14 protein-coding genes and 1 pseudogene are annotated in these 20704 nt (G+C 65.3%); 2 read left to right on the top strand and 13 right to left on the bottom strand.

Annotated features, from left to right (window positions below; translation table 11 throughout):
• From VIM12_RS09425 to VIM12_RS09405, 5 genes and pseudogenes are all read right to left on the bottom strand, one after another.
• A pseudogene (locus tag VIM12_RS09425) lies at positions 1 to 161 on the bottom strand (phosphomannomutase/phosphoglucomutase); the annotation flags it as partial.
• A 40-nt stretch (positions 162 to 201) separates the two neighbouring features.
• A complete protein-coding gene (locus VIM12_RS09420; RefSeq protein ID WP_331941351.1) occupies positions 202 to 1287 on the bottom strand; it encodes a glycosyltransferase in 1086 nt (361 codons plus the stop codon).
• Positions 1288 to 1418: 131 nt separating this feature from the next.
• The gene (locus VIM12_RS09415) at positions 1419 to 2363 is read right to left on the bottom strand and encodes an NAD-dependent epimerase/dehydratase family protein (protein ID WP_331941350.1); all 945 of its coding nucleotides are present in this window, start codon (positions 2361 to 2363) and stop codon (positions 1419 to 1421) included.
• Entirely contained in the window at positions 2347 to 3390 is a 1044-nt protein-coding gene (gmd, locus tag VIM12_RS09410; RefSeq protein WP_331941349.1) for a GDP-mannose 4,6-dehydratase, read from the bottom strand. Before gmd ends, VIM12_RS09415 begins: the two co-directional genes overlap by 17 nt.
• Before the next feature lie 230 nt (positions 3391 to 3620).
• The gene (locus tag VIM12_RS09405; protein WP_331941348.1) at positions 3621 to 5030 is read right to left on the bottom strand and encodes a mannose-1-phosphate guanylyltransferase/mannose-6-phosphate isomerase; all 1410 of its coding nucleotides are present in this window, start codon (positions 5028 to 5030) and stop codon (positions 3621 to 3623) included.
• 270 nt (positions 5031 to 5300) lie between these two features.
• On the opposite strand from VIM12_RS09405, the gene VIM12_RS09400 reads away from it, so the two are divergent.
• A complete protein-coding gene (locus tag VIM12_RS09400; protein ID WP_331941347.1) occupies positions 5301 to 6122 on the top strand; it encodes a symmetrical bis(5'-nucleosyl)-tetraphosphatase in 822 nt (273 codons plus the stop codon).
• Here VIM12_RS09400 and VIM12_RS09395 read toward each other — a convergent pair.
• From VIM12_RS09395 to VIM12_RS09370, 6 genes are read right to left on the bottom strand one after another with little or no spacing between them, the layout of a single operon-like run.
• Positions 6101 to 6868 (bottom strand): lysophospholipid acyltransferase family protein, encoded by a 768-nt coding sequence (locus tag VIM12_RS09395; RefSeq protein WP_331941346.1) that lies wholly within the window; start codon positions 6866 to 6868, stop codon positions 6101 to 6103. The two genes, VIM12_RS09400 and VIM12_RS09395, sit on opposite strands and share 22 nt — an antisense overlap.
• An 11-nt stretch (positions 6869 to 6879) precedes the next feature.
• Positions 6880 to 8166, bottom strand: a complete 1287-nt coding sequence (locus VIM12_RS09390) for a dihydroorotase (protein ID WP_331941345.1) — start codon at positions 8164 to 8166, stop codon at positions 6880 to 6882.
• A gap of 3 nt (positions 8167 to 8169) precedes the next feature.
• Positions 8170 to 9129 carry an aspartate carbamoyltransferase catalytic subunit gene (locus VIM12_RS09385; RefSeq protein ID WP_331941344.1) on the bottom strand — a complete coding sequence of 320 codons (960 nt, stop codon included), beginning with the start codon at positions 9127 to 9129 and terminating at the stop codon, positions 8170 to 8172.
• Positions 9122 to 9628 carry a bifunctional pyr operon transcriptional regulator/uracil phosphoribosyltransferase PyrR gene (pyrR, locus tag VIM12_RS09380; protein ID WP_331941367.1) on the bottom strand — a complete coding sequence of 169 codons (507 nt, stop codon included), beginning with the start codon at positions 9626 to 9628 and terminating at the stop codon, positions 9122 to 9124. Before pyrR ends, VIM12_RS09385 begins: the two co-directional genes overlap by 8 nt.
• Positions 9615 to 10004, bottom strand: coding sequence for a Holliday junction resolvase RuvX (gene ruvX, locus VIM12_RS09375; protein WP_331941343.1), 390 nt, complete (start codon positions 10002 to 10004; stop codon positions 9615 to 9617). The genes pyrR and ruvX overlap by 14 nt, the downstream gene beginning before the upstream one ends.
• Positions 10005 to 10664: a YqgE/AlgH family protein gene (locus VIM12_RS09370; RefSeq protein WP_331941342.1), complete on the bottom strand. Its 660-nt coding sequence runs from the start codon at positions 10662 to 10664 to the stop codon at positions 10005 to 10007.
• A gap of 80 nt (positions 10665 to 10744) precedes the next feature.
• On the opposite strand from VIM12_RS09370, the gene VIM12_RS09365 reads away from it, so the two are divergent.
• Positions 10745 to 12253 (top strand): deoxyribodipyrimidine photo-lyase, encoded by a 1509-nt coding sequence (locus VIM12_RS09365; protein ID WP_331941341.1) that lies wholly within the window; start codon positions 10745 to 10747, stop codon positions 12251 to 12253.
• Between the two features lie 68 nt (positions 12254 to 12321).
• Here VIM12_RS09365 and VIM12_RS09360 read toward each other — a convergent pair whose 3' ends face one another.
• Together VIM12_RS09360 and VIM12_RS09355 are read right to left on the bottom strand one after the other, a co-directional pair.
• A complete protein-coding gene (locus VIM12_RS09360; protein WP_331941340.1) occupies positions 12322 to 18321 on the bottom strand; it encodes an Hpt domain-containing protein in 6000 nt (1999 codons plus the stop codon).
• Between the two features lie 96 nt (positions 18322 to 18417).
• Positions 18418 to 20694, bottom strand: a complete 2277-nt coding sequence (locus VIM12_RS09355) for a methyl-accepting chemotaxis protein (protein ID WP_331941339.1) — start codon at positions 20692 to 20694, stop codon at positions 18418 to 18420.
• Between the last annotated feature and the right edge of the window lie 10 nt (positions 20695 to 20704).

Here is a 20704-nt window from a genome sequence, read left to right as displayed (position 1 = left end):
AGGCGGCCGTCGCGGCCGATCGCCACGCTGCGCTCGCCCTTGCCGCGCGCCGCCGCGCCGAACGCCAGGCCGATCTGGCGCGCCACTTCCTCGTCCAGCGTCTTGCCGACGATGCCGCGGATATCGTATGCCTTGAAAATGGCGTGAGAAAGCGTGTTCATCGGAATCGGATCAAATCAGACCGGTGGTCGATCGGGAAGACTAGCGCTTCTTGCGCGGGAACATCCAGCGCGGCGACTTGAAGCGCACGATACGCGCGTACAGCCAGACGTAGGAAATCACGAACAGCAGGCAGAAGAAAATCAGTATCCCGGTGTGCCGCCAGAACAGGCTGGCGGGAATCACCGCCATCAGCGACAGCAACCACAGATAGGGGGAGGTGCGCGAATTGCCGATGTTCAGCGCGCGCGCATCCTCGCGCCCCGCCGCCCAGACGACGATGCGGCGGAAGATGAGGCTGTGCAAATGGATGCCGTCCGGCGTGCCGGGGGAACGCCCGCGCACGAACAGCCGGCGATAGACCGAAAAGAGGGTCTCGAACACCGGATAGATCAGCAGCAGTGCCGCGTACCAGGAGGACACGGTCGGATTGCGCATCACCAACAGGACCGACAGCTCGGCCAGCATGAAGCCGAGGAAATAGGCGCCACCGTCGCCGAGGAAGATCAGTCCCGCGGGGTAGTTCCATACAAGGAATCCCGCGGCCGCGCCTGCCACCACCAGCGCCGAGACCAGGATGAAGGTATCGCCGACCTGCAACGCGACGTAGGCCAGCGACAGAAGCATGCACACGGTCACTACCGCCGCCAGCCCGTTGAAGCCGTCGATGATGTTGACCGCATTGGCGACGCCTGCAACCGCGAGCACCGTCAGGGGCAGCCCGATCCAGACCAGCAGCCGCCAGTCGGAGAACACCAGGTCGATGCGCTCGATCTTGGCATCGAGCAGGAAATAGCCGAGGCCGGCCGCGACCATCGTCAGCAGCAGGCGCCGCTTCGGGCTCACGCGTTTCGTGAAATCTTCGACCACGCCGCCAAGGAAGGCGACGGACGAACAGAGCAGCAGCAGCAACAGCGCCTTGCCCAGCGATGGCGAGCGGTAGGTAGCCACCATGGAGGTCGCGATGACGGCGACGAAGATGCCCAGGCCGCCGATACGGGGGACGGCCCTGGCGTGAAATTTCTGCACGCCGAGCATGTCGGAATCGAGCGCATGCGTCGTCGCGTAGCGCACGATGAGCAGCGAGAGGATCGCCGAGATGATGAAACTGATCAGGAAGGACGACATGGATTCTGCCGGCCGCCCGGCCGCGTTGCCGGACGACGCAAAGGTTAGTCCCGGATATCCCCGGGAACCGGAAAAGCCGACAGTCTAAATTATTGCTTGCTGATTATCACGCAATTCTTGGCAGCAGGGATTCAGCGACTCCTGGTCGCCGGGGCGCCGTCGTCCCGGGCCATCCAGAGCAAAGTGTCCTCAAGGGGAATGCATTCCAGCGGGCCGGCCAGCCTTTCCAGCTTGTCGACCGATCCGACCAGGGTCTTCACTTCGGACCGGCGGATGAAATCGGGATTGATGCGCACCTCGATCTCGTGGCCGGCGATGGCGGTCATCATGGCCAGGATGGCACGAAGGGAATAGGGACGGCCGCTGCAGATGTTCACCGTCTCGCCCGCGCAGTCCCGCTCCAGCAGGCGCCGGTAAACCAGCGCCACCATCCGCACGTCCGAGAAGTCGCGCTCGACATCAAGATTGCCGAGCTCGATCACGGGCGCCCGTCGCAGGAAATGCGACACGATCTTCGGCACCAGGAAATGCGGCTGCTGCCCGATGCCGGTGTAGTTGAACGGCCGCGTCAGCACGATCGGGAAGCGGTCGCTCCACGTCCTGACCATGAATTCCATGGCCAGCTTGCTGACCGCGTAGTGATTGACGGGCTGCGGCGCCTGGGTCTCGGCGATCACGCCGCCGGTCACATTGCCGTAGACGTTGGCGCTGCTTGCGATCACCATGCGGCGGGGTTCCAGGCGCGCGTCGGCGAACGCCTGGAGCAGGTTCATCGTGCCAATGACGTTGACCCGGTAGAACGCGTCGGCATCGGCATGCTGGACGAAGCTGATGGCGGCCAGGTGGATCAGGTAGTCGGGCCGCAGCCTCGCCACCACCCGCCGGCAATCGTCCGGGGAGGTGATGTCGAGCGTTGCCTCGTCGACGCCCCGCGCCGCGCCGACCACGGCACTGCAGACCGAATAACCGGCTGCGGCGAGTTCGGCGCGTACATGCCGGCCGGTAAATCCGTTGGCCCCGGTAAGAAGTACCCGCCCCCTGCTGCCGTCCGCCGGTTTATCAGAAGGAGAACCCACGCTCGTTTCTCCGAAGGTCGGCCTGCACCATCATCTGGCACAACTGCTCGAGTGAGGTCTTCGGAGCCCATCCCAGCTTTTCGCGGGCCTTGGCAGGATCGCCGATCAGGAGGTCGACCTCCGCAGGGCGGTAGAACTTCGGATTGACGCGTACCAGCACCTTGCCGGTCGCCGCGTCCACAGCCTCTTCCCGTTCGCCCGAGCCGCGCCATTCAAGCTGGTAATCCGCGCTGCGGAAGGCCAGCGAGACAAAGTCGCGCACCGTCACCGTGCGATTGGTGGCGAGCACGTAGGTGTCCGGCTCGTCTGCCTGCAGCATCATCCACATGCCTTCCACGTACTCCTTGGCAAAGCCCCAGTCGCGCTTGGCGTCCATGTTGCCGAGTTCGAGCGTGTCCAGTTTCCCGAGCCGGATCTTGGCCACCGAGTCGGTGATCTTGCGGGTCACGAACTCGCGGCCCCGCAAGGGCGACTCGTGGTTGAAGAGGATGCCGCTGCAGCCGAAGATGTCGTAGGACTCGCGGTAGTTGATCGTGATCCAGTGGCCGTAGAGCTTGGCGACACCATAGGGGCTGCGCGGATAAAAAGGTGTGGTCTCGGTCTGGGGAATTGCCTGCACCTTGCCGAACATTTCGGAGGTCGACGCCTGGTAGAAGCGGATCTTCGGGTTGACGATGCGGATCGCCTCGAGCATGTTGAGCGGGCCGATGCCGGTGATCTCCGCCGTCGTTACCGGCTGGTCGAACGACACGCCGACGAAGCTCTGCGCGGCGAGATTGTAGACCTCGGTGGCGCCGGTGCTCTGAAGCAGACGGATGGACGAGCTCAGGTCGGTGAGATCATATTCCACCAGGTTCAGGTTCGGATGCTGGGCAATGCCGAGTTCCTCGATGCGCCAGAAATTCACCGAGCTGGTACGGCGGTAGGTGCCGTGGACCGTATAGCCTTTGTTAAGGAGAAGTTCGGCGAGGTAGGCGCCGTCCTGCCCGGTAATGCCGGTGATGATTGCTGTCGGAGATGTGGTCATTTGTCTTCTGCTTTAAATTTTGGATCCGGATCGGAACGACCGGGCGCCGGCGCCCGCCTTGTTTCGCTTAAGCAAGGAAGGCTGGCGCGTCCGCACAAATTAATGGAAGTGAAGCCTGCCGGTAATAACGGAAATCAAAAGAAATGAGGGCAGGCGAAGCATCCGCGGATGAACTTCAGCCGACAACCCGCCGTTGCGGGCCGGCGGCGGTTGCCTGGGCCGGCCCGGCGCTACTGCGCGCGCCCGTAAATGTCCTCGAAGCGTACGATATCGTCCTCGCCAAGGTAGGCGCCGCATTGCACTTCGATCAGGGCAAGCTCGTCCTTGCCGACATTCGTCAGGCGGTGCCGGTTTCCCGCCGGGATGTAGGTGGACTCGTTCGCCTGCAGCGCGATGATCTGCTCGCCGTTGACCACTTCCGCATTGCCAGACACCACTACCCAGTGCTCGCTGCGATGGTGGTGCATCTGGAGCGACAGCGACGCGCCGGGTTTCACGGAGATGCGCTTGATCTTGAAGCCAGGCGCATCCTGCAACACCGTATAGGTGCCCCATGGACGGACCACGGTGCGGTGGGTCTTGTGGGCCTCATGTCCTGCCGCCTTCAGGCGGCTGACCACCTCGCGCACCTCCTGGCTTTTGGACTTGTCGGCCACGAGCAGCGCATCGGGCGTGTCGATCACCAGCAGGTTGTTGAGGCCGATGACCGCAACCAGGCGGTCCTTGGTCTCGATGTGGGTGTTGTGGCTGTCGATCACGATCGACTGGCAGTTGTTGCTGGTGTTGCCCTGTTCGTCGGCGGGGATCGCCTCGGCGACCGCCTTCCAGGCGCCGATGTCGCTCCAGTCGAAGTCGCCGGGAATGACCGCCAGGTTGCGGGCCTTCTCCATCACCGCGTAGTCAATCGAGATATTTTCCAGTGCGGCGAAGCTTGCGGGCAACTCCGACTTGTCGCAATCCGTCTTGGTGCTGCGATAGACTTCCCGGGCCGCCGCCAGCAGTTCCGGGCTGTAGGTCTCGAAGGCATCGAGTATGGTGCTGGCCTTGAAGCAGAACATGCCGCTGTTCCACACGTAATTGCCCTGGGCGAGGTAGCGTGACGCCGTGACCGCATCGGGCTTTTCCACGAAGCGCTGCACGACCTGGGCGTGTCCGCTCACCTTGTCGCCCATCTCTATGTAGCCGAAACCGGTCTCCGGCGCCGTCGGACGCACGCCGAACAAGACCAGGAAACCGTCCCTGGCCAGGTTTTCCGCGTGCTTGACGGCAGTATAGAACGAGGGGGTGTCCTTGATCAGGTGGTCGGCCGGCATCACCAGCATGCATGCGTCGCGGTCCTTTTCAAGCGCCCACAACGCCGCGAGGGCGACCGCGGGCGCGGTATTGCGGCCCTTGGGCTCCAGCAGATAGTGCGGCTTGACCTGCTGCTCATCCAGTTCGTCCCGGGACAGGAAGTAATAGTCGCGGTTGGTCACGATCAGCGGCGCCGTGTTACCAGAAACTTCCAGCGCCCGTTCATGGGTCTGCGTCAGCAGGCTCTTGCCGCCGCCAATGCGCATGAAAGGCTTCGGGTGGGCCTCCCGGGAGACGGGCCAAAGGCGCGTTCCTGCGCCGCCGGATAGAATGACAGGGATCAACATGTTTTTCTCGCTGTTTGTGCTGGTGAACTATTTGCTTGCCACAGGCTTGCGACGCGGCGGAAAAGCTGCCGAGTCCGTAAAAAAAGATGACTAATACGCAACACAGTCTGATTGATCCACCCATTGGCCATTTGAGCTTGCGCAGCAAGACGACGCGCGTTGGCACATTCCCGACACAGGCATTGACGGTCTACAACAAGCGCTGCTTGCACCAAGGAAAAACAACGCGTGAAGCGTGAAACTTGTTCGTCCGCCACTATCCATAACACCATGAGTACTTACGCCATTGGCGACATCCAGGGCTGCCGGCCGAAAATGACCGAACTCCTGGAGCGCATCCTGGAAACCGACCCGCATGCCCGACTGATCTTCGTCGGCGACCTCGTGAACCGCGGCCCGGAGTCGCTTGCGACATTGCGGGAGGTGCGAGCGCTTGGCGATCGCGCCGAGGTCGTGCTCGGCAACCATGATCTGCACCTGCTCGCGGTCTCCCAGGGCATCCGTCCGGCGCACAGGTCGGACACGCTCGACGATATCCTTGCCGCTCCCGACCGGGATGCTTTGCTGGACTGGCTGCGACAGCGTCCGCTGGCGCTGTACGAGGACGGTCATCTGATGGTGCATGCGGGCGTGCTGCCGCAATGGGATGCGGGACGGACGATGGCGCTGGCGTCGGAAGTCGAAACGGCCCTGCGCGGTCCCGGCTGGGTCGACTTTCTGCGCACCATGTACGGCAACGCGCCCGCTCGCTGGGACGACAGCCTGCAAGGACCGGACCGCTTGCGCTGCATTGTCAATGCGCTCACCCGCATTCGCTTCTGCGCGCCGGACGGCACCATGGACCTCGCTTCCAAGGGGGCCACACCCGACCTGCCCGGCTATCTGCCATGGTTCGAGGTGCCGGGACGAAGGACGCAGGATGTTACTGTCGTCTTCGGCCACTGGTCGACCCTGGGACTGATGATGCGCGAGAACGTGATCAGCCTCGACACTGGCTGCCTGTGGGGTGGAAAGCTGAGTGCCTGCCGGCTGCAGGACCGCAGCGTGGTCCAGGTGGACTGCCCGCAGTTTCAGCGGCCCGGATCGATCTGAGCAGGCGCCGCGGCATCCGTTTCAAGCGCGGCGGCGATCGCTTGCCGCGCGGCGTCAGCCAGGTCCCTCCGGTGCGGCTCGCCGGGGAGAGCGATTGCGGGCAGCACGCATAGTCGTGCCTGCATGCCGCCCGAGGCCAGTACCATGCGAACGCTGTCGACGAAACCCATGTCGCCGATAAAATTCGCGGCTGGGTGGAGCCTGCCGGCGGTATCGAGATAGCGTAGCGCATATGGCTGGACCGGCACCTGTGCCTCGATCGCGGCCTCGAACAGATTGGCATGGAACGGCAGCAACGTGCCTTGAGCCGCCGTGGTCCCCTCCGGGAAAAACGCCACATGCTCGCCGCGCTTCAGGCTCTCGACCAGCCCCTGATAAATGCGCCGCACGTCGCGCAGCCTGCCGCGCGCGATGAAGATGGTGCCGACCCGGGCGCACAGCCAGCCGATCAGTGGCCAGCCACGAATATCGGACTTGGCGACAAACCGGCAAGGATGCAAGGAGTTGATGACGAAGATGTCGAGCCAGGAGACATGGTTGGAAACGATCAGTGCCCGGCCGGCCGGTTGCGCGCCCTGCGCATGCTCGATCCGCACCGTCACCCCACACAGCGCAAGCAGGCGGGCGGACCAGCGCCGCACATGCGCGTCCCGCCCGGCCCGGTCGTTCAATGGAAACAACAGCGCGCAGGTGGCCAGCCCGCGCAGCAGGTGCATTGCCAGGCGGGCCATGCGCAAGGCCGGCATCGACGCAGCGCTCAACGCGAAAACGCGAGGTGCCCGCCGACGATCGTGGCCCTGACCTGCCCGCTCAGCTCGTAGCCGAGAAATGGCGTGTGCTTGCCCTGGCTGGCGAGCGCCGCGGCCTCCACTTTCCAGCGCGCGGCCGGGTCGAAGACGCAGATATCGGCGCTGCCGCCGACGGCAAGGCTGCCGCCCGCCAGGCCGGCAACGCGCGCGGCATCCGAGGTCAGCTTGGCGATCGCACGGGACAACCGCTCTCCCGGCGCGGTGACGCATTCTTCCGCCCAGCGCAGGGCCAGCGGCAGCAGCAGTTCCAGGCCAGTGGCGCCGGGCGATGCTTCACCGAAAGGCAGGAGCTTCTCGTCGTCATCCACTGGGGTGTGGTCGGAACAGATGGCGTCGATGGTGCCGTCCAGCAGCCCCTGCCGGATCGCGTCGCGGTCGCGCTGCGAGCGGAAAGGCGGCGTGACCCGCGCATTCGAATCGAAGAAGCCGATGTCAACGTCGGTCAGGTGCACGTGGTGGACGCCGACGTCACAGCTGACCGGCAGGCCTTCCTGCTTGGCGGCGCGCACGAGTTCGATTCCCGCTGCAGAGGACATGCGACAGAGGTGCACGCGGGCTCCGGTGGAACGCATCAGTTCCAGGATGGTATGCAGGGCAATCGTCTCGCTCATGACCGGCACGCCCGGCAGACCGAGGCGCGAGGCCACGGCCCCGCTATGGGCGATACCGCCGCGACCAAGATGCGGGTCCTGCGGCCGCAACCAGACGGTGAAGCCGAACGTCTTCGCGTACTGCAGCGCGCGCATCAGCACGGTGGTGTCGAGTATCGGATGTTCCGCCTGCGCGAAGCCGATGCAGCCGGCTTCTGTCAGTTCCGCCATCTCGGTCAGCGCCTCGCCCCGCAGCCCGGTCGTCAGCGCACCGAGCGGATAGACGTTGGCCTGGTTCAGGCCCCTGGCCCGGTGCTTCAGCATCTCGACCAGGCCGGGCTCGTCCAGCACCGGATCGGTGTCGGGCGGGCAGACCAGGCTGGTCACGCCGCCCTGCACCGCCGCCTGCATTTCCGATTCGAGCGTCGCCTTGTATTCATAGCCGGGTTCGCGCAGGCGCGCGCTCAGGTCAACCAGGCCGGGCGCCACCACCAGGCCGGCGGCATCGATGCTGCGATCGGCTGCAAAACCTTCCGGCGCCTGGCCGATTGCGGCGATCCTGCCGCCGGCCACGTACACATCCTGCTGCGCGTCGATGCCGTTGGCCGGGTCGATGACGCGGCCATTCTTGATATGGAGTTTCATGCTTCAGTTTCCCGCCAAAATGCTCATTACCGCCATGCGCACCGCAATACCGAAGGTAACCTGCGGCAGGATCACCGCCTGCGCGCCATCGGCCACGGCGGAGTCGATCTCGACGCCGCGGTTCATCGGTCCGGGGTGCATCACGATGGCGTCCGGCTTGGCGAGTGCGAGGCGTTCCGGCGTCAAGCCGTAGCTCTTGAAGAATTCCTGCGCCGATGGCAGCAACGCACCGGACATGCGCTCGTTCTGCAGGCGCAGCATGATGATCACGTCGACGCCGCGCAGCCCTTCGTTCATGTCGGTGAAGACCCGCACGCCCATCTGCTCAAGCCCGCCGGGCAACAGCGTGCGCGGCCCGATCGCGCGCACTTCCGGCACGCCAAGGGTGGTCATCGCGTGTATGTCGGAGCGCGCGACCCGGCTGTGCAGGATGTCGCCGACGATGGCGACCGTCAGGTTGCTGAAATCCTTCTTGTAATGCCGGATGGTGTACATGTCCAGCAGTCCCTGAGTCGGATGCGCATGCCGGCCGTCGCCGGCGTTCACCACATGCACATGCGGCTGACCGGTCTCGGTCAGGTGCCGTGCGATCAGGTACGGCGCGCCGGACTGCGCATGACGGACGACAAACATGTCCGCGTGCATGGCGGCGAGATTGTCGATGGTATCGAGCAGCGACTCGCCCTTGCTCGTGCTGGAAGCGGAGATGTTCAGGTTGATCACGTCCGCGGACAGCCGCTTGGAGGCGATCTCGAAGGTGGTGCGGGTACGCGTCGAGTTCTCGAAAAACAGGTTGAAGACGCTCTTGCCGCGCATCAGCGGGACCTTCTTGACCTCCCGGTCGCTGATGCTGACGAAGGAGGAAGCAGTATCGAGTATGTGGGTGATGACCGCTCTCGGCAGGCCTTCGATGGTGAGCAGGTGCTGCAGCTCGCCGTTCTTGTTCAGTTGCGGGTTATGCATGGTCTACGGTGAGGGAGAACCGGCCGTCGCCGGCGCGTTGCAGGACAAGTTGCTGGTCCGGGGGCAGGTCGACGGTGGCGGCGACGAAATCGGCGGCGACCGGCAGCTCTCGCCCACCCCGGTCGACCAGGGCGGCAAGCATGATGCGCGCCGGCCGGCCGTAGTCGAACAGCTCGTTGATGGCTGCACGGGTGGTGCGGCCGGTGTACAGCACATCGTCCACCAGCACGATGGTGGCGCCTTCCACCTCGAACGGGATCTGGCTCGGCTTCACTTCCGGATGCAGGCCGCGCGCGGCGAAGTCGTCGCGGTAGAACGAGACGTCGATGAACCCGAGGCGGTCCTGCAGCTGCAGCTCCCCGGCAAGGCGCTCAGCCAGCCAGGCGCCGCCGGAATGGATGCCGACGATCGCCAGGCCGGCGGCGTTTGCGAGGCCGGTCTTGATGCGGTCGGCAAGCACCGTGTAGAGCGTTTCGGCATCGAAATCAGGATTCGGCATAGTCATTGAAGTATTGTTGCAAAATGATCGCGGCGGCTTCGTCGTCGACGATTTCGCCGCGGCGCTGTCCGAGCACCGCCGACGAGTACCGTTCGTCGACCAGGACGGTCGGAACGCCGAAGCGGCCGTTGATCTGGTTCGCGAAACGCCGGCAGCGCACCGTCATCTCGTGTTCGGCGCCGTCCGGATGCAGCGGCAGGCCCACGACGCAGCGCGCGGGCCGCCATGCTTCCACCAAGGCGCCGATTTCTGCGAACCTGGCATCGTTTGTCGCGACGGTGATCACGGTCAGGGGCTGGGCCTGGCGCAACAGCGTATTGCCGACGGCCACGCCGATACGCTTCAACCCGAAGTCGAACGCAAGCACTGTTTCCACTCAGGCGTGCCCCGCGACACCGGCCAGCATGACCGGGTCGATGCCGAGCAGTTTCATTGCGGCGGAAAAGCGCTCCTCGACCGGCGTGTCGAAGATGATGCGGGGATCAGCCGGCACGGTCAGCCATCCGTTGCGGCCGATTTCCTCCTCCAGCTGGCCGGCGCTCCAGCCGGCGCACCCCAGGGTCACCAGCAGGCGTTCCGGACCGCGCCCGACGGCGACGGCCTCCAGGATGTCCTTGGATGTCGTAAGAGCAACATCCTCGCTTACCTTCATTACCGAAGCCCAGGATCCGTGCGGCATGTGGAGGACGAAACCGCGTTCCACCTGGACCGGACCGCCGAACATCACCGGCTTGGCATCGAGCTCGAGAGACGTGATCGGGGTGCCGGGAGACAGGTCGATGCGCTCGAGCAGGACATCCATGGTCATGTCCGTCGCCTTGTTGATGATCACGCCAAGCGCGCCCTCGGCGTTATGCTCGCAGAGGTACACCACGGCGCCTCCGAACATCGGGTCCGACATTGACGGCATCGCGATCAGGAAGTGATTCGCCAGGTCGAGGCCGGACGCGGGTTCCGGTTCGACGGACAGGCCGGCGCGGCCCGCGGAAGTGGCGGGCGCACGGAAGGACGTGCGGCTCTTGCTAGGTTTCACCATAATGGCCATTTTAACAGTTTTGATGCTGATTCCATCCCGCGCCAGACCGGCCGGAGGCCGTTCAGCATGCCCTGCCTGCCATGACTCTGTTCCGAAAATCCCTCGTATGGTTCCGCCGAGACTTGCGTGACTTCGACCACGCCGCCCTGCATCAGGCCCTGCGCCAGTCTTCGGCGGTGTATTGCGCGTTCATCTTCGACCGGTCGATCCTTGACGGACTGCCCGCCGCCGACCGGCGCGTGGAATTCATCCACGAAAGCCTGCGTGAACTGGACGAGGCGCTCCGTGCGCGTGGCGGGGGACTGATCGTCAGGCACGTGGACGCTCGCGCCGGCGTCCCGGCACTGGCGGCCGAACTGGATGTCGACGCCGTGTTCGCGAACCACGACTACGAGCCTTTCGCCGTCGGGCGCGACGCCGCCGTGGCGGACGCACTCGTCGCGGCGGGCCGCACGTGGCTCAGTTTCAAGGACCAGGTGGTCTTCGAAAAGGATGAAGTAGTGAGCAAGGCGGGGAAAGCTTTTTCCGTCTTTACGCCATACAAGAAGGCGTGGCTCGCCGCGCTGCACGCTGCCGGCGACGGCTGCATCGCCCCGTGGCCGACCGAAGGCCTCCCGGGCCGCCTTCTGCCGCCCGGACCTGCCGGCAATGGCGTGCCCGCGCTGGAGGCGCTCGGTTTTGCACGGACCAACCTGGCGGCGCTTCCGCTGGGCACCGGGATGTCGGGCGGCGCCAGGCTGCTGGAGCGCTTCAGCGAGCGCATGGCTGAGTATGGGAGCGCGCGCGATTTTCCTTCCATCAATGGCACCTCGCTGCTGTCCGTGCACCTGCGCTTCGGCACGGTATCGATACGCGGACTGGCGCGACGGGCGGTTGAGAGAATGCGCAGCGGACAGGGAACCGAAGGCGCGGCTACCTGGCTCTCGGAGCTGATCTGGCGCGATTTTTATTTCATGATTCTGCATCACCACCCGCGGGTTGCGGGCGCAGCATTCAGACCGGAGTATGACCGGATCGAATGGGAGCGCGGCGAACGCGCGGAGACGCTGTTCGCGGCATGGTGCGAGGGACGCACCGGCTACCCCCTGGTGGACGCCGCAATGCTGCAACTGTTACGCACCGGCTTCATGCACAACCGGCTGCGCATGGTGACCGCCAGTTTCCTGATCAAGGACCTCGGCGTCGACTGGCGCTGGGGCGAGCGGCATTTCGCGCTGCATCTGAACGACTACGATCTCGCCGCCAACAACGGCGGCTGGCAGTGGGCCGCGTCGAGCGGCTGCGACGCCCAGCCCTACTTCCGCATCTTCAATCCGGTCACCCAGTCGGAACGCTTCGATCCGAAGGGCGCCTTCATCCGGCATTTCCTGCCGGTGCTCGGCGCACTTCCCGACAAGGCGATCCACGCGCCCTGGCTGGCGCAGCCCAAGGTGCTTGCGGGCGCAGGTGTCGTCCTCGGCGCCGACTACCCACTGCCACTCGTGCAGCACGATGAAGCGCGCCGGCACACGCTTGTCCGCTACGGAGCGATCAGGGGTGCCGCCGTCGAAGTGAACGAAAACGCCGCCACCGGTTTCGACGACGCCTGAGGCCCCAAAGGAAAAAGCCCGCATGCTTGCGCATGCGGGCTCCGGTGGCATGCAAAAGGCGGACGCCGCTACCTTGTCGTCGCTCCATTGCTGACGAATCCGGCGATCAGGCCGAGCAGCTGCTCTTCCTGATAGGGTTTGCCGAGATATTCGTTGACGCCGAGTTCGAGCGCGTAATTGCGATGCTTGGCCGCCGTCCGCGAAGTGATCATGATCACCGGGATATGACGGGTCCGTTCATCGCCGCGCACGTTGCGGGTCAGGTCGAAGCCATCCATGCGCGGCATCTCGATATCGACGAGCATCACGTCGGGCGTGATCGACTGCAGGTGCTCGAGTGCATCAACGCCATCCTTCGCCAGCACCACCTGGTAGCCTTCGCGCGCCAGCAGACGCTGCGTCACGCGCCGCACCGTCAGCGAATCGTCGACCACCATCACGATGCTCTGCGTCCGCAATCCCTGGACGGGATCGGCGCGCGGCGCCAGCGGCTGCGACGGAGCAAGTTCGGCTACCGCGCCCATCGCCTCCGGCGCATCCGATGCCTGCATGCGCGGCGCCCGCAGGTCTTCCTGCATCGCGCGCTGCGCCAGGGGCAGGGGATTGATGATCAGGACGATGTCGCCCGAGCCGAGCACGGTGGCGCCGGCAACGCCGATCATGCGCGCGAGTTGCGGTCCGATATTCTTGACCACGACTTCGCGGTTGCCGATCACTTCGTCGACGTGCAGCGCGACCCGGTCGCTGCCGCTCTTGAGGATCAGGACCGGTGAATATTGCTGCGCGACCGGGGCCGCGCGGCGGTCGCCGAGCAGCGCCGACAGGTAATGCATCGGCACCCTCTGGCCCTGCCACTGCACCGCACCCTCGTTGTAGGCGGACGCCAGCGCATTGGTCTTCAGCTGCTGGACCTGTTCGACCAGCACCGAAGGCACGGCAAACGTATTGCCGCCGGTAGACAGCAGGACGACTTGCGTGACCGCCAGCGTCAGCGGCAGGTGGATCGTGAAGCAGGTGCCGCGGCCAGGTTCGGAACTGGTCGCGACCCGCCCGCCAAGGGCCGTGGCTTCCGATCGCACCACGTCCATGCCGATACCGCGGCCGGCAAGCTCGGTGATCTCCTCCGCCGTCGAAAACCCGGGATGGAAGATCAGTCCGCCGAGTTCTTCGTCCGGCACCGCGGCATTGTTGTCGAGCAGGCCGACACGTTCGGCCTTGGCGCGAATGCGCTTGAGGTCCAGTCCCTGGCCGTCATCGGCGAACTGGATCACGACCTCGTTGCCCTCCTGCCGTACTTCGACGCGCAACTCGCCGACTTCATTCTTGCCCGACTGGCGGCGCGCTTCCCGCGATTCAATGCCGTGCACGATGGCATTGCGCAGCAGGTGTTCGAACGGACCGGTCATCTTCTCCAGGACGCCGCGATCGATCTCGACCGCACCGCCGCGGATGTCAAGGCTGACGCGCTTGTCGATTTCCTTCGCCGCCTGGCGCGTGACGCGGTACAGGCGCTCGGAGATGCTCGCGAACTGGACCATCCGCACCCGCATCAGGTCCTGCTGCAGGTCACGCGTGAGGCGGGCCTGGGTTGCCAGGTCGCTGCTTGCGCTGTCCAGCGTGCGGCTCAGGTTCTGGTGCACGGAACCGACGTCGTTGACGCTCTCGGCCATCGAACGCGTCAGCTCCTGCAGGCGGGTGAATCGGTCGAACTCGAGCGGATCGAATTCGCGTTCTCCGGATTGCGCCATGCGCGACGCGATCTGGGTCTCGGCCTGCATCTCGATTTCGCGCAGCTGGTCACGCAGACGCACGACATTCTCAGTCAGTTCCGACAGCGACTGCTTCAGCGTGCCGACCTCGGTCTCCAGCTTCGAGCGGGAGATGGATACTTCACCTGCCTGGTTGACCAGGCGGTCGAGGATATCGGCCCGCACGCGCACCAGCGGTGCCGGGGCAGTTGCCGGACGTGCGACAGGCGGCGCAGCGGCTGGCGCCGCGCCCGACAGGGCGAGCGCCGCACTTTTCGGCGTCGTTTCCGCGGCCGCTCCCGCTGCTGCTCCGGCAGCGGCAGGTGCCGGCGCCGTTGCCCCGCCACCCTGCAACTGGTCGAACATCTGCAGTGCCTGGTCGTAGCGGATCAGCAATTCATCCAGCGCAAGCGGTTCGGCCGAACCCATGCGGGCGAGGTTCTCGATCCGCGTCTCCATGTCATGCAGATGCTGGCCGAGCAGCATCGCACCCGCCATCCGGGCGCTGCCCTTGAGGGTGTGAAGGTGGCGCAACAGCGATTGCGGCGGCGCCGGGTCGGCCGGCTGCGCGTGCCATGCACGCAGGAGCGTCGCCATCTGCGGCAGTATGTCGCGCCCCTCCTCCTGGAACACCGGCAGCAGGTCGCTGTCGAGCTCATCCTTGAGCGTGAGTGCGGGGTCGCCATCAGCGTCGGCGGCGAGGGGAAGTTCCGCGGCGACGATCCGTTCAGCGCCCTCCACCGCGATCGTGACCGGTTCAACCGGCGGTGCGATCCCGGTGCCTGTCTCCGGATCAAATCCGACGGCCGACGCGAAGTCCGGCTCGGGCATGAGCCCGATGTCGGGCGCGGCGTCCGTGGTTGCGGGTCCCGCAGAGGCGTTGGTTTCGGCGCGGGTTGCCAGGTCCTGCTTGATGCTGTTAAGGATGCGCGCGTACTCGCGCTGATGCGCGGGCATCTCGCCCAGCGCGAACTTCTGCAGCATGAACTTGAGGCGCTCTACGGTCTGTTCGAGGGTGTCGAATTCATACTCGCTCAGCCTCACCTGCCGGCGCATCAGCGACTGCAGGAGCATCTCCAGGGCATGGGCGACTTCCTGCAGACTGCTGAAGCCGACGGTGGCGGAACTGCCGGCGAGCGAATGGGCGGCGTGTACAGCCTGTACACTCACGCCGCGTTCCGGTTCATGCCGCCATTCCGACAGGTCGTGGGCGAGCAGCCGTACCAGCTCATCGGTCTCGGCGAGATAGATGTTGTGCAGCGGCACACTGATTTCCAGGTCGCCGATGCGCTTGATGCTGTCGTTGAGCCTGAACTCCTGCAGCGGCGGCGTCGGGAATTCTATGACCTCCGCGACGACGGGCAGCACACCGTGTTCCCGATTGGCCGACTGCTCCGGCGCCGGATCCGGCACCATGTCCCGCCCCGCATCAAGCCCCGCTTCCACCCCGGCATCGAGCCCCGCAGGCAGTCCTATGTCCGGTCGCAGCTCGAGCGTGGCGGCGCCCACGTCCGCCGGAAGTGTGGTGTCGACCGGCTCTGCCCGGTGCGGAACTGCCCCGGCTTCGTCCAGGTGCGCAACGTCGTCGGCCGACACGATGTCCGGCGCGGCCACGGCTTCCACTTCTTCAATCGTAAAGTCCGCCAGGCTGAACGGCGGCTCGGACAAGCCGGGCACGGCCGACGTTTCCGTCGGCGGCACAGCCAACGACATGTCTTCGCCGGCAGTCGCCGGCGGCGCTTCTTCGCCGACCTGTTCGCCTGTTGGTAGTGCGGCGTCCGCCGGTTCGTCGCAGTGGAACTCGCCACCCTCGCGCACCCGTTCCGCCGCCTGCACCAGGGCGGCGGGCGTGCGCCGGGACTGCCCGGTCCGGCTCAGGTCGCTCACCCAGCTTTCAAGCACGTCGGCGGCATGCTCCAGCAGTGCATAGAGCTCTGCGTCGCCACCCTTCGAATCGGAAAGGCGAACGTTGAGCACCTGCTCGATGCTCCAGGCGGCCTCGCCGAACGCCGAAAGGCCGACCATCCGGCTGCTCCCCTTCAGCGTGTGAAAGGAGCGGCGCAGCGTGGTCAGGTGTTCCTGGTTGTGCGGCTGCTGCCGGGACAAGGGAAAGGTCTGGCGAACCGTGCCCAGCACCTCCTCGGCCTCCGACAGGAAGATCTCCAGCAGCTCGGCGTCGATCGCCTCGTCGCTGTCCGGGGTTTCAACCGGCGCCAGCGGCGCCTCCGGCTGCAGCGTCGGTACCGTGACATTGATGATGTCGAGCAGCGCCTCGGGCGAGCTGGTGAAATCGGGGCGGGCAAGCAGTTCTATCCCGGCCTGCGCGCGGTCGTTGATCTCCGGGCTGTCGAGCAGCGCGGCGTCGTGGCGAATCTGCTCCAGCGAGGCTTTCAGCTGCTCCTGCAGCTGCCGGTTTTCGGGTTCGGCGCTGAGGGAAAAAGCGAGCTCCGCGGACTGCTGCTGGCGAAAGGCAAGCTCATCCTCGACCGTGGGAACCGTCGGCATCGACCCGGTCTCTTGCGCCGCCGGCGCGCTGCCGTCGCCATCGACCTGCACCTCGCGCGCGTCGCCGTCGCCTGCCTGGCGTTCCAGCAGGTTCGCGCTGAACACGCCGCGCTGGTCGTCGAAGGAGAACCGGCTGCGGCCGGTGCCGCCCGGCTGTTGCAAGGTTTCGATGAAGAAGCTGAGGGCGCCGATATTCTGGGCGACCTGCTCGAAATCCGCCACGTCGGGGCTCTCGCCCTCCTCGCCGGCCAGGAAACGCTGCACGGCGGAGCGCGTATGGCGCACGGTGCGCGCGGCGTCCTCCTGGTCGAGCACGGCAAGCGCACCTTCGATCTGGTGCAGTACGAGATCGAGCTGACCAAGCGACGACCGTTGCGCCGGATCGCGGAAGAACTCATCGAGCATTTTTTCGACCTGGCGCAGGCTGCTCTGCATCTCGGTCACGACGGCGCTCATCGTCTGCCGCTGCTGGGCTTCGCGCGACATGTCGTCCAGCCACGGCGCCGAATCCGCCGGCGTTTCGCCGGTCACGATCGCCAGCAGGCGGGCAGTCAGCGCCTCTGCGCGTTGTGGGAAGTCGGCGGAAAGCCGCCCGATGTTCTGGATCGCACCCTCGACGAACAGCAGGCTGGTGGCCATCTCGATGCCAAGCATGTCGCCGGGCTTTGCCCGTGCAGCATGGCGCGCGATGCCCTTCAGTTCGCGCAGCAACTTGGTCAGAGACGCCTGTCCCAGCCTGCCGCCGGCGTCGGCCAGGAGCAGCATCTCGTGCTCGAAGGAATCCGCTGCTGCCACGTCGCCGCCGGCAATGCGGTTCCACATGCTCTTGGCCTGCCCGAGCCTCTCCTTGGCGGCAGCGAGCGCGTTGCTGTCGACCTGACCATAGCGCTTGCGATCATAGTCGGCCGGCACCTGCCCGTCGAGCGCATAGACATTGCGTATCTGCTGCATGCGCGGGGTCGGCTCGGTGGCGCCCGCGATGAAGAACAGCGCGTCGCGCAGCAGACGCTCCGCGATGCTGGGCGAGCCCTGGCAGAGGCGGCGGATCTGAAGGTTGATCCGGGCGAACAGCTGCTTGACGTAGATTTCATTAACGATGTGGCCCGCGGCCACCCCCTCGCCGAAACCATGCATCACCCACCAGAACGCCCGCGCCTGCGGACTGACCTGCATGCCCTCGATCTCGCCGGCGATGTCGCGCATGATGCCGGCGTTGTCGCGCTCGACGGCGCGATCGGTGCTCTTAAGGAAAGGCAGCAGTGCCATTTCGAAACGCTTGCGCAGCGCGACGAATTGCTGCGGGTCAGCGGCGACCGCGGGACCTGAGGGAAACTGCGGCCGGATCGCGAGGTTCGGGAAGAACAGGTCGGCGGGATGGATGCGCTCCGCACCCCGCGCCTCGAGCAGCGCGCGGTAATACGGGAACAGCCGGACAGGTTGATGCGTGCCCCCGGCCAGCAGCTCGTCGAGGTACTCGATCAATGCCTGGTAGGCGCTGCCGACGGCTTCGGCGACTTCGGCGGTCAGCGCCAGATGGCCGACGTCCACGCGTTCCATCAGGTCTTCGACTGTCTCGGTGATCATGGCGACGCCGTCGACATCGACGATCTGCAGCGCGCCGTGCGCCTGGTGCAGGTAGCTCTTGGCGTGCCGAAGGGTAGTCAGACGGGTCTCCGCGTCCTGCGTGACCGCCTCCTGGACTGCCGTCTTGGAGCGGTTCAGCGCCTCGCGGATCTCGCCGATGACCCAGGACAAAGGCCCGGTATCGAAGTTGTCCCTGGCACCTTGCGCTGAGGTGGAAGTAGGGGTGGTCATGACTGCCTCATAAGTCAAAAGGCAGCACGCCGGCGCGGGTCCGGGTGCTGCCGTGCATCTTTAGTCGGGCATTGCGCCGGGGATGAATCGCATCGGTCAGGCAGCGACGCGGAAGCGGGACACCGAGCTCTTCAGCTCTTCGGCCAGCTTCGACAGCTCGCGAATCGATTCCGCGGTCTGCTGCGTACCGTGCTGGGTCTGCTCGGTCACGGTCAGGATGTTCTGGATGTTCTGCGCCACGCCGTTGGCCGAGGTCGCCTGGTGTTCGGTCGCCGCCGAGATACCCTGAATCAGTTCCGCGAGACGGTTCGACACGCTCCGGATTTCCGACAGCGCCGCGCCCGCCGCATCGGACAGCTTGGCGCCCTCGACCACGCCCTGCGTCGATTTTTCCATTGCCGCGACGGCGTCGTGGGTGTCGGTCTGAATCGTGCGCACCAGCGCACCGATCTGCTTGGTCGCCTCGGCGGAACGTTCCGCCAGCCGCTGGACTTCCTCGGCAACCACCGAGAAGCCGCGCCCGGCTTCACCGGCGGAGGCTGCCTGGATCGCCGCGTTCAGCGCCAGCACGTTGGTCTGTTCGGTAATGTCGGAAATCAGCTCGGTGATCTCGCCGATCTCCTGGGAGGACTCGCCGAGGCGCTTGATTCGCTTCGACGTTTCCTGGATCTGCTCGCGGATTTCGTTCATGCCCTTGATGGCGTCTTCCACCGCGCGAGCGCCCTCCTCCGCTGCCGACACCGATTGGCGCGCCACTTCGGCCGACTCGTTCGCGGACTTGGAAACGTCGGTAATCTGGCCTGCCATCTCGAGCACCGCCTGGCCGGTCTCCTGGATCTCGCGCGACTGCTTCTGCGATGCGACCATCAGCTCGTTCGAGATGTCCTGCGCCTGGTTGGATGCGGCGGTAACCTGCTCTGCGGTCTTCGTCACGCGGCCGACCAGGCCGCGCAGTTCTTCAACCGTGTAGTTCACCGAGTCGGCGATTGCGCCGGTGATGTCTTCCGACACCGTGGCCTGGATGGTCAAGTCGCCGTCAGCGACCTCCTGCAGTTCGTTCATCAGGCGCAGAATCGCCGCCTGGTTCTGGTCGTTGGCGCGCTTCGCCTCGTCCTCCTGCTTGAGCGCCTGCAGACGCTGTTCGTCCGCTTCCTGGCGCCGCAAGTCCGCTTCCTTGGTGCGATTGCGGCTGTCCTGCAGCAGCACCAGTGCGACGCCGACTGCCGACAGCAGCGCGGTCACTGCGGCGGCGACCATCAGCCAGAACGACCAGTGTTGCGAATCCTCGTCCGCGCGGTACGACTTCTGCAGGTCGGTGATGCGCTGCTTCAGGATTTCGTTCTCGGCGAAGATCAGCTGTTCGGACTGCTTCGCGGCGATGAAGTTTTGCAGGTTGCCGAGGATGGTTGCCACCGACTGCTGGTATTCGCCGAACACCTGCTGCAGTTCCAGCAGCTTCTCGCGGGTATCCTCGTCCTTGGTCGCGCTCAGGCGCAGCACGTCGCTGCCGTTGAGGAAGCCTTCGGTAATATCGCGGAAGGTGTTCGTGTCCTTGCCGAGCAGGAAGGCAGTCTCCGGGTTCACGCCTTCGGAGGTCAGGAACTCGTTGGCGCTGCGGCCGAGGCGCTGCGTCAGCATCACCAGCTGGCCCGCGGCGGAGATCTCGCGCGGCGACGCGCCGCCCTGCGCCTTGAGCGTGGCGATCTGCTCGGTCAGCTCCAGAAGCATCGGCGACAGGCCGTTCAGGCGCTGCAGCGTGGTACCGAAGCCGGTCAGCTCCTTCTTCAGCTTCAGGATGGTTTCGGCCGCCTTGTCCGAGTTCGCCCACACTTTCTGCGCACCGGTCAGCATGGCTTCCATTTCCGCGTTCGGCGCCTCGATCGCGCGGCCCTGGTATTCGCCGCCCTTCAGCAGCACGGCCAGGTCGCGGTTCAGTTCCTTGCGGCTTTCATCGAGCTGCTTGAAGGCTTCCAGGTTGCCCTGAATCGCGTTCGGCGCGGCCTTACCGACCCGCTGGGAGTGCATCAGCGCATCGCCTGCGATCTGGGTCTGGGTCGATGCCAGGATCGACTGGCTGGTATTGACCCACACGAAGGCGCCGCCGAGGACGATGGAGCCGCCGAGCGCGCCGAGCAGCAGACGCACCTGCTGCTGCAGCGGCAGGTTGCCGATCAGCGGCAGGCGGATGTCGCCCGATTTTTGCAGCGCGTCGCCGATGAAGGTGGCGTTCAGGTTGGGCGTAAGGGTGTTGTCTCCCAGCGCCGGCGCAACCGGCAGCGCCAGGGCGCCTGCCTGACCGCCAGCGTCGGCGATGCCCGCGGCCTCCGCCGCTTCGCTGTTAGCCTTGGAAAGGAACGGTAGTTTGAACGCCATTACTGAATCT

The sequence above is a fragment of the Noviherbaspirillum sp. genome (genome assembly GCF_036563305.1).
GTDB lineage: Bacteria > Pseudomonadota > Gammaproteobacteria > Burkholderiales > Burkholderiaceae_D > Noviherbaspirillum.
Note: the sequence above shows the minus strand (reverse complement) of the source record. Positions and strands in the feature narration are given on the sequence as shown.

What these genes read in the sequence shown, in the direction of transcription:
- VIM12_RS09420 (WP_331941351.1), bottom strand. Translation starts at nt 1,287, where the DNA reads ATGTCGTCCTTCCTGATCAGTTTCATCATCTCGGCGATCCTCTCGCTG.
- gmd (WP_331941349.1), bottom strand. Translation starts at nt 3,390, where the DNA reads ATGACCACATCTCCGACAGCAATCATCACCGGCATTACCGGGCAGGAC.
- VIM12_RS09405 (WP_331941348.1), bottom strand. Translation starts at nt 5,030, where the DNA reads ATGTTGATCCCTGTCATTCTATCCGGCGGCGCAGGAACGCGCCTTTGG.
- VIM12_RS09400 (WP_331941347.1), top strand. Translation starts at nt 5,301, where the DNA reads ATGAGTACTTACGCCATTGGCGACATCCAGGGCTGCCGGCCGAAAATG.
- VIM12_RS09395 (WP_331941346.1), bottom strand. Translation starts at nt 6,868, where the DNA reads ATGCCGGCCTTGCGCATGGCCCGCCTGGCAATGCACCTGCTGCGCGGG.
- VIM12_RS09390 (WP_331941345.1), bottom strand. Translation starts at nt 8,166, where the DNA reads ATGAAACTCCATATCAAGAATGGCCGCGTCATCGACCCGGCCAACGGC.
- VIM12_RS09385 (WP_331941344.1), bottom strand. Translation starts at nt 9,129, where the DNA reads ATGCATAACCCGCAACTGAACAAGAACGGCGAGCTGCAGCACCTGCTC.
- pyrR (WP_331941367.1), bottom strand. Translation starts at nt 9,628, where the DNA reads ATGCCGAATCCTGATTTCGATGCCGAAACGCTCTACACGGTGCTTGCC.
- VIM12_RS09370 (WP_331941342.1), bottom strand. Translation starts at nt 10,664, where the DNA reads ATGGTGAAACCTAGCAAGAGCCGCACGTCCTTCCGTGCGCCCGCCACT.
- VIM12_RS09365 (WP_331941341.1), top strand. Translation starts at nt 10,745, where the DNA reads ATGACTCTGTTCCGAAAATCCCTCGTATGGTTCCGCCGAGACTTGCGT.
- VIM12_RS09360 (WP_331941340.1), bottom strand. Translation starts at nt 18,321, where the DNA reads ATGACCACCCCTACTTCCACCTCAGCGCAAGGTGCCAGGGACAACTTC.
- VIM12_RS09355 (WP_331941339.1), bottom strand. Translation starts at nt 20,694, where the DNA reads ATGGCGTTCAAACTACCGTTCCTTTCCAAGGCTAACAGCGAAGCGGCG.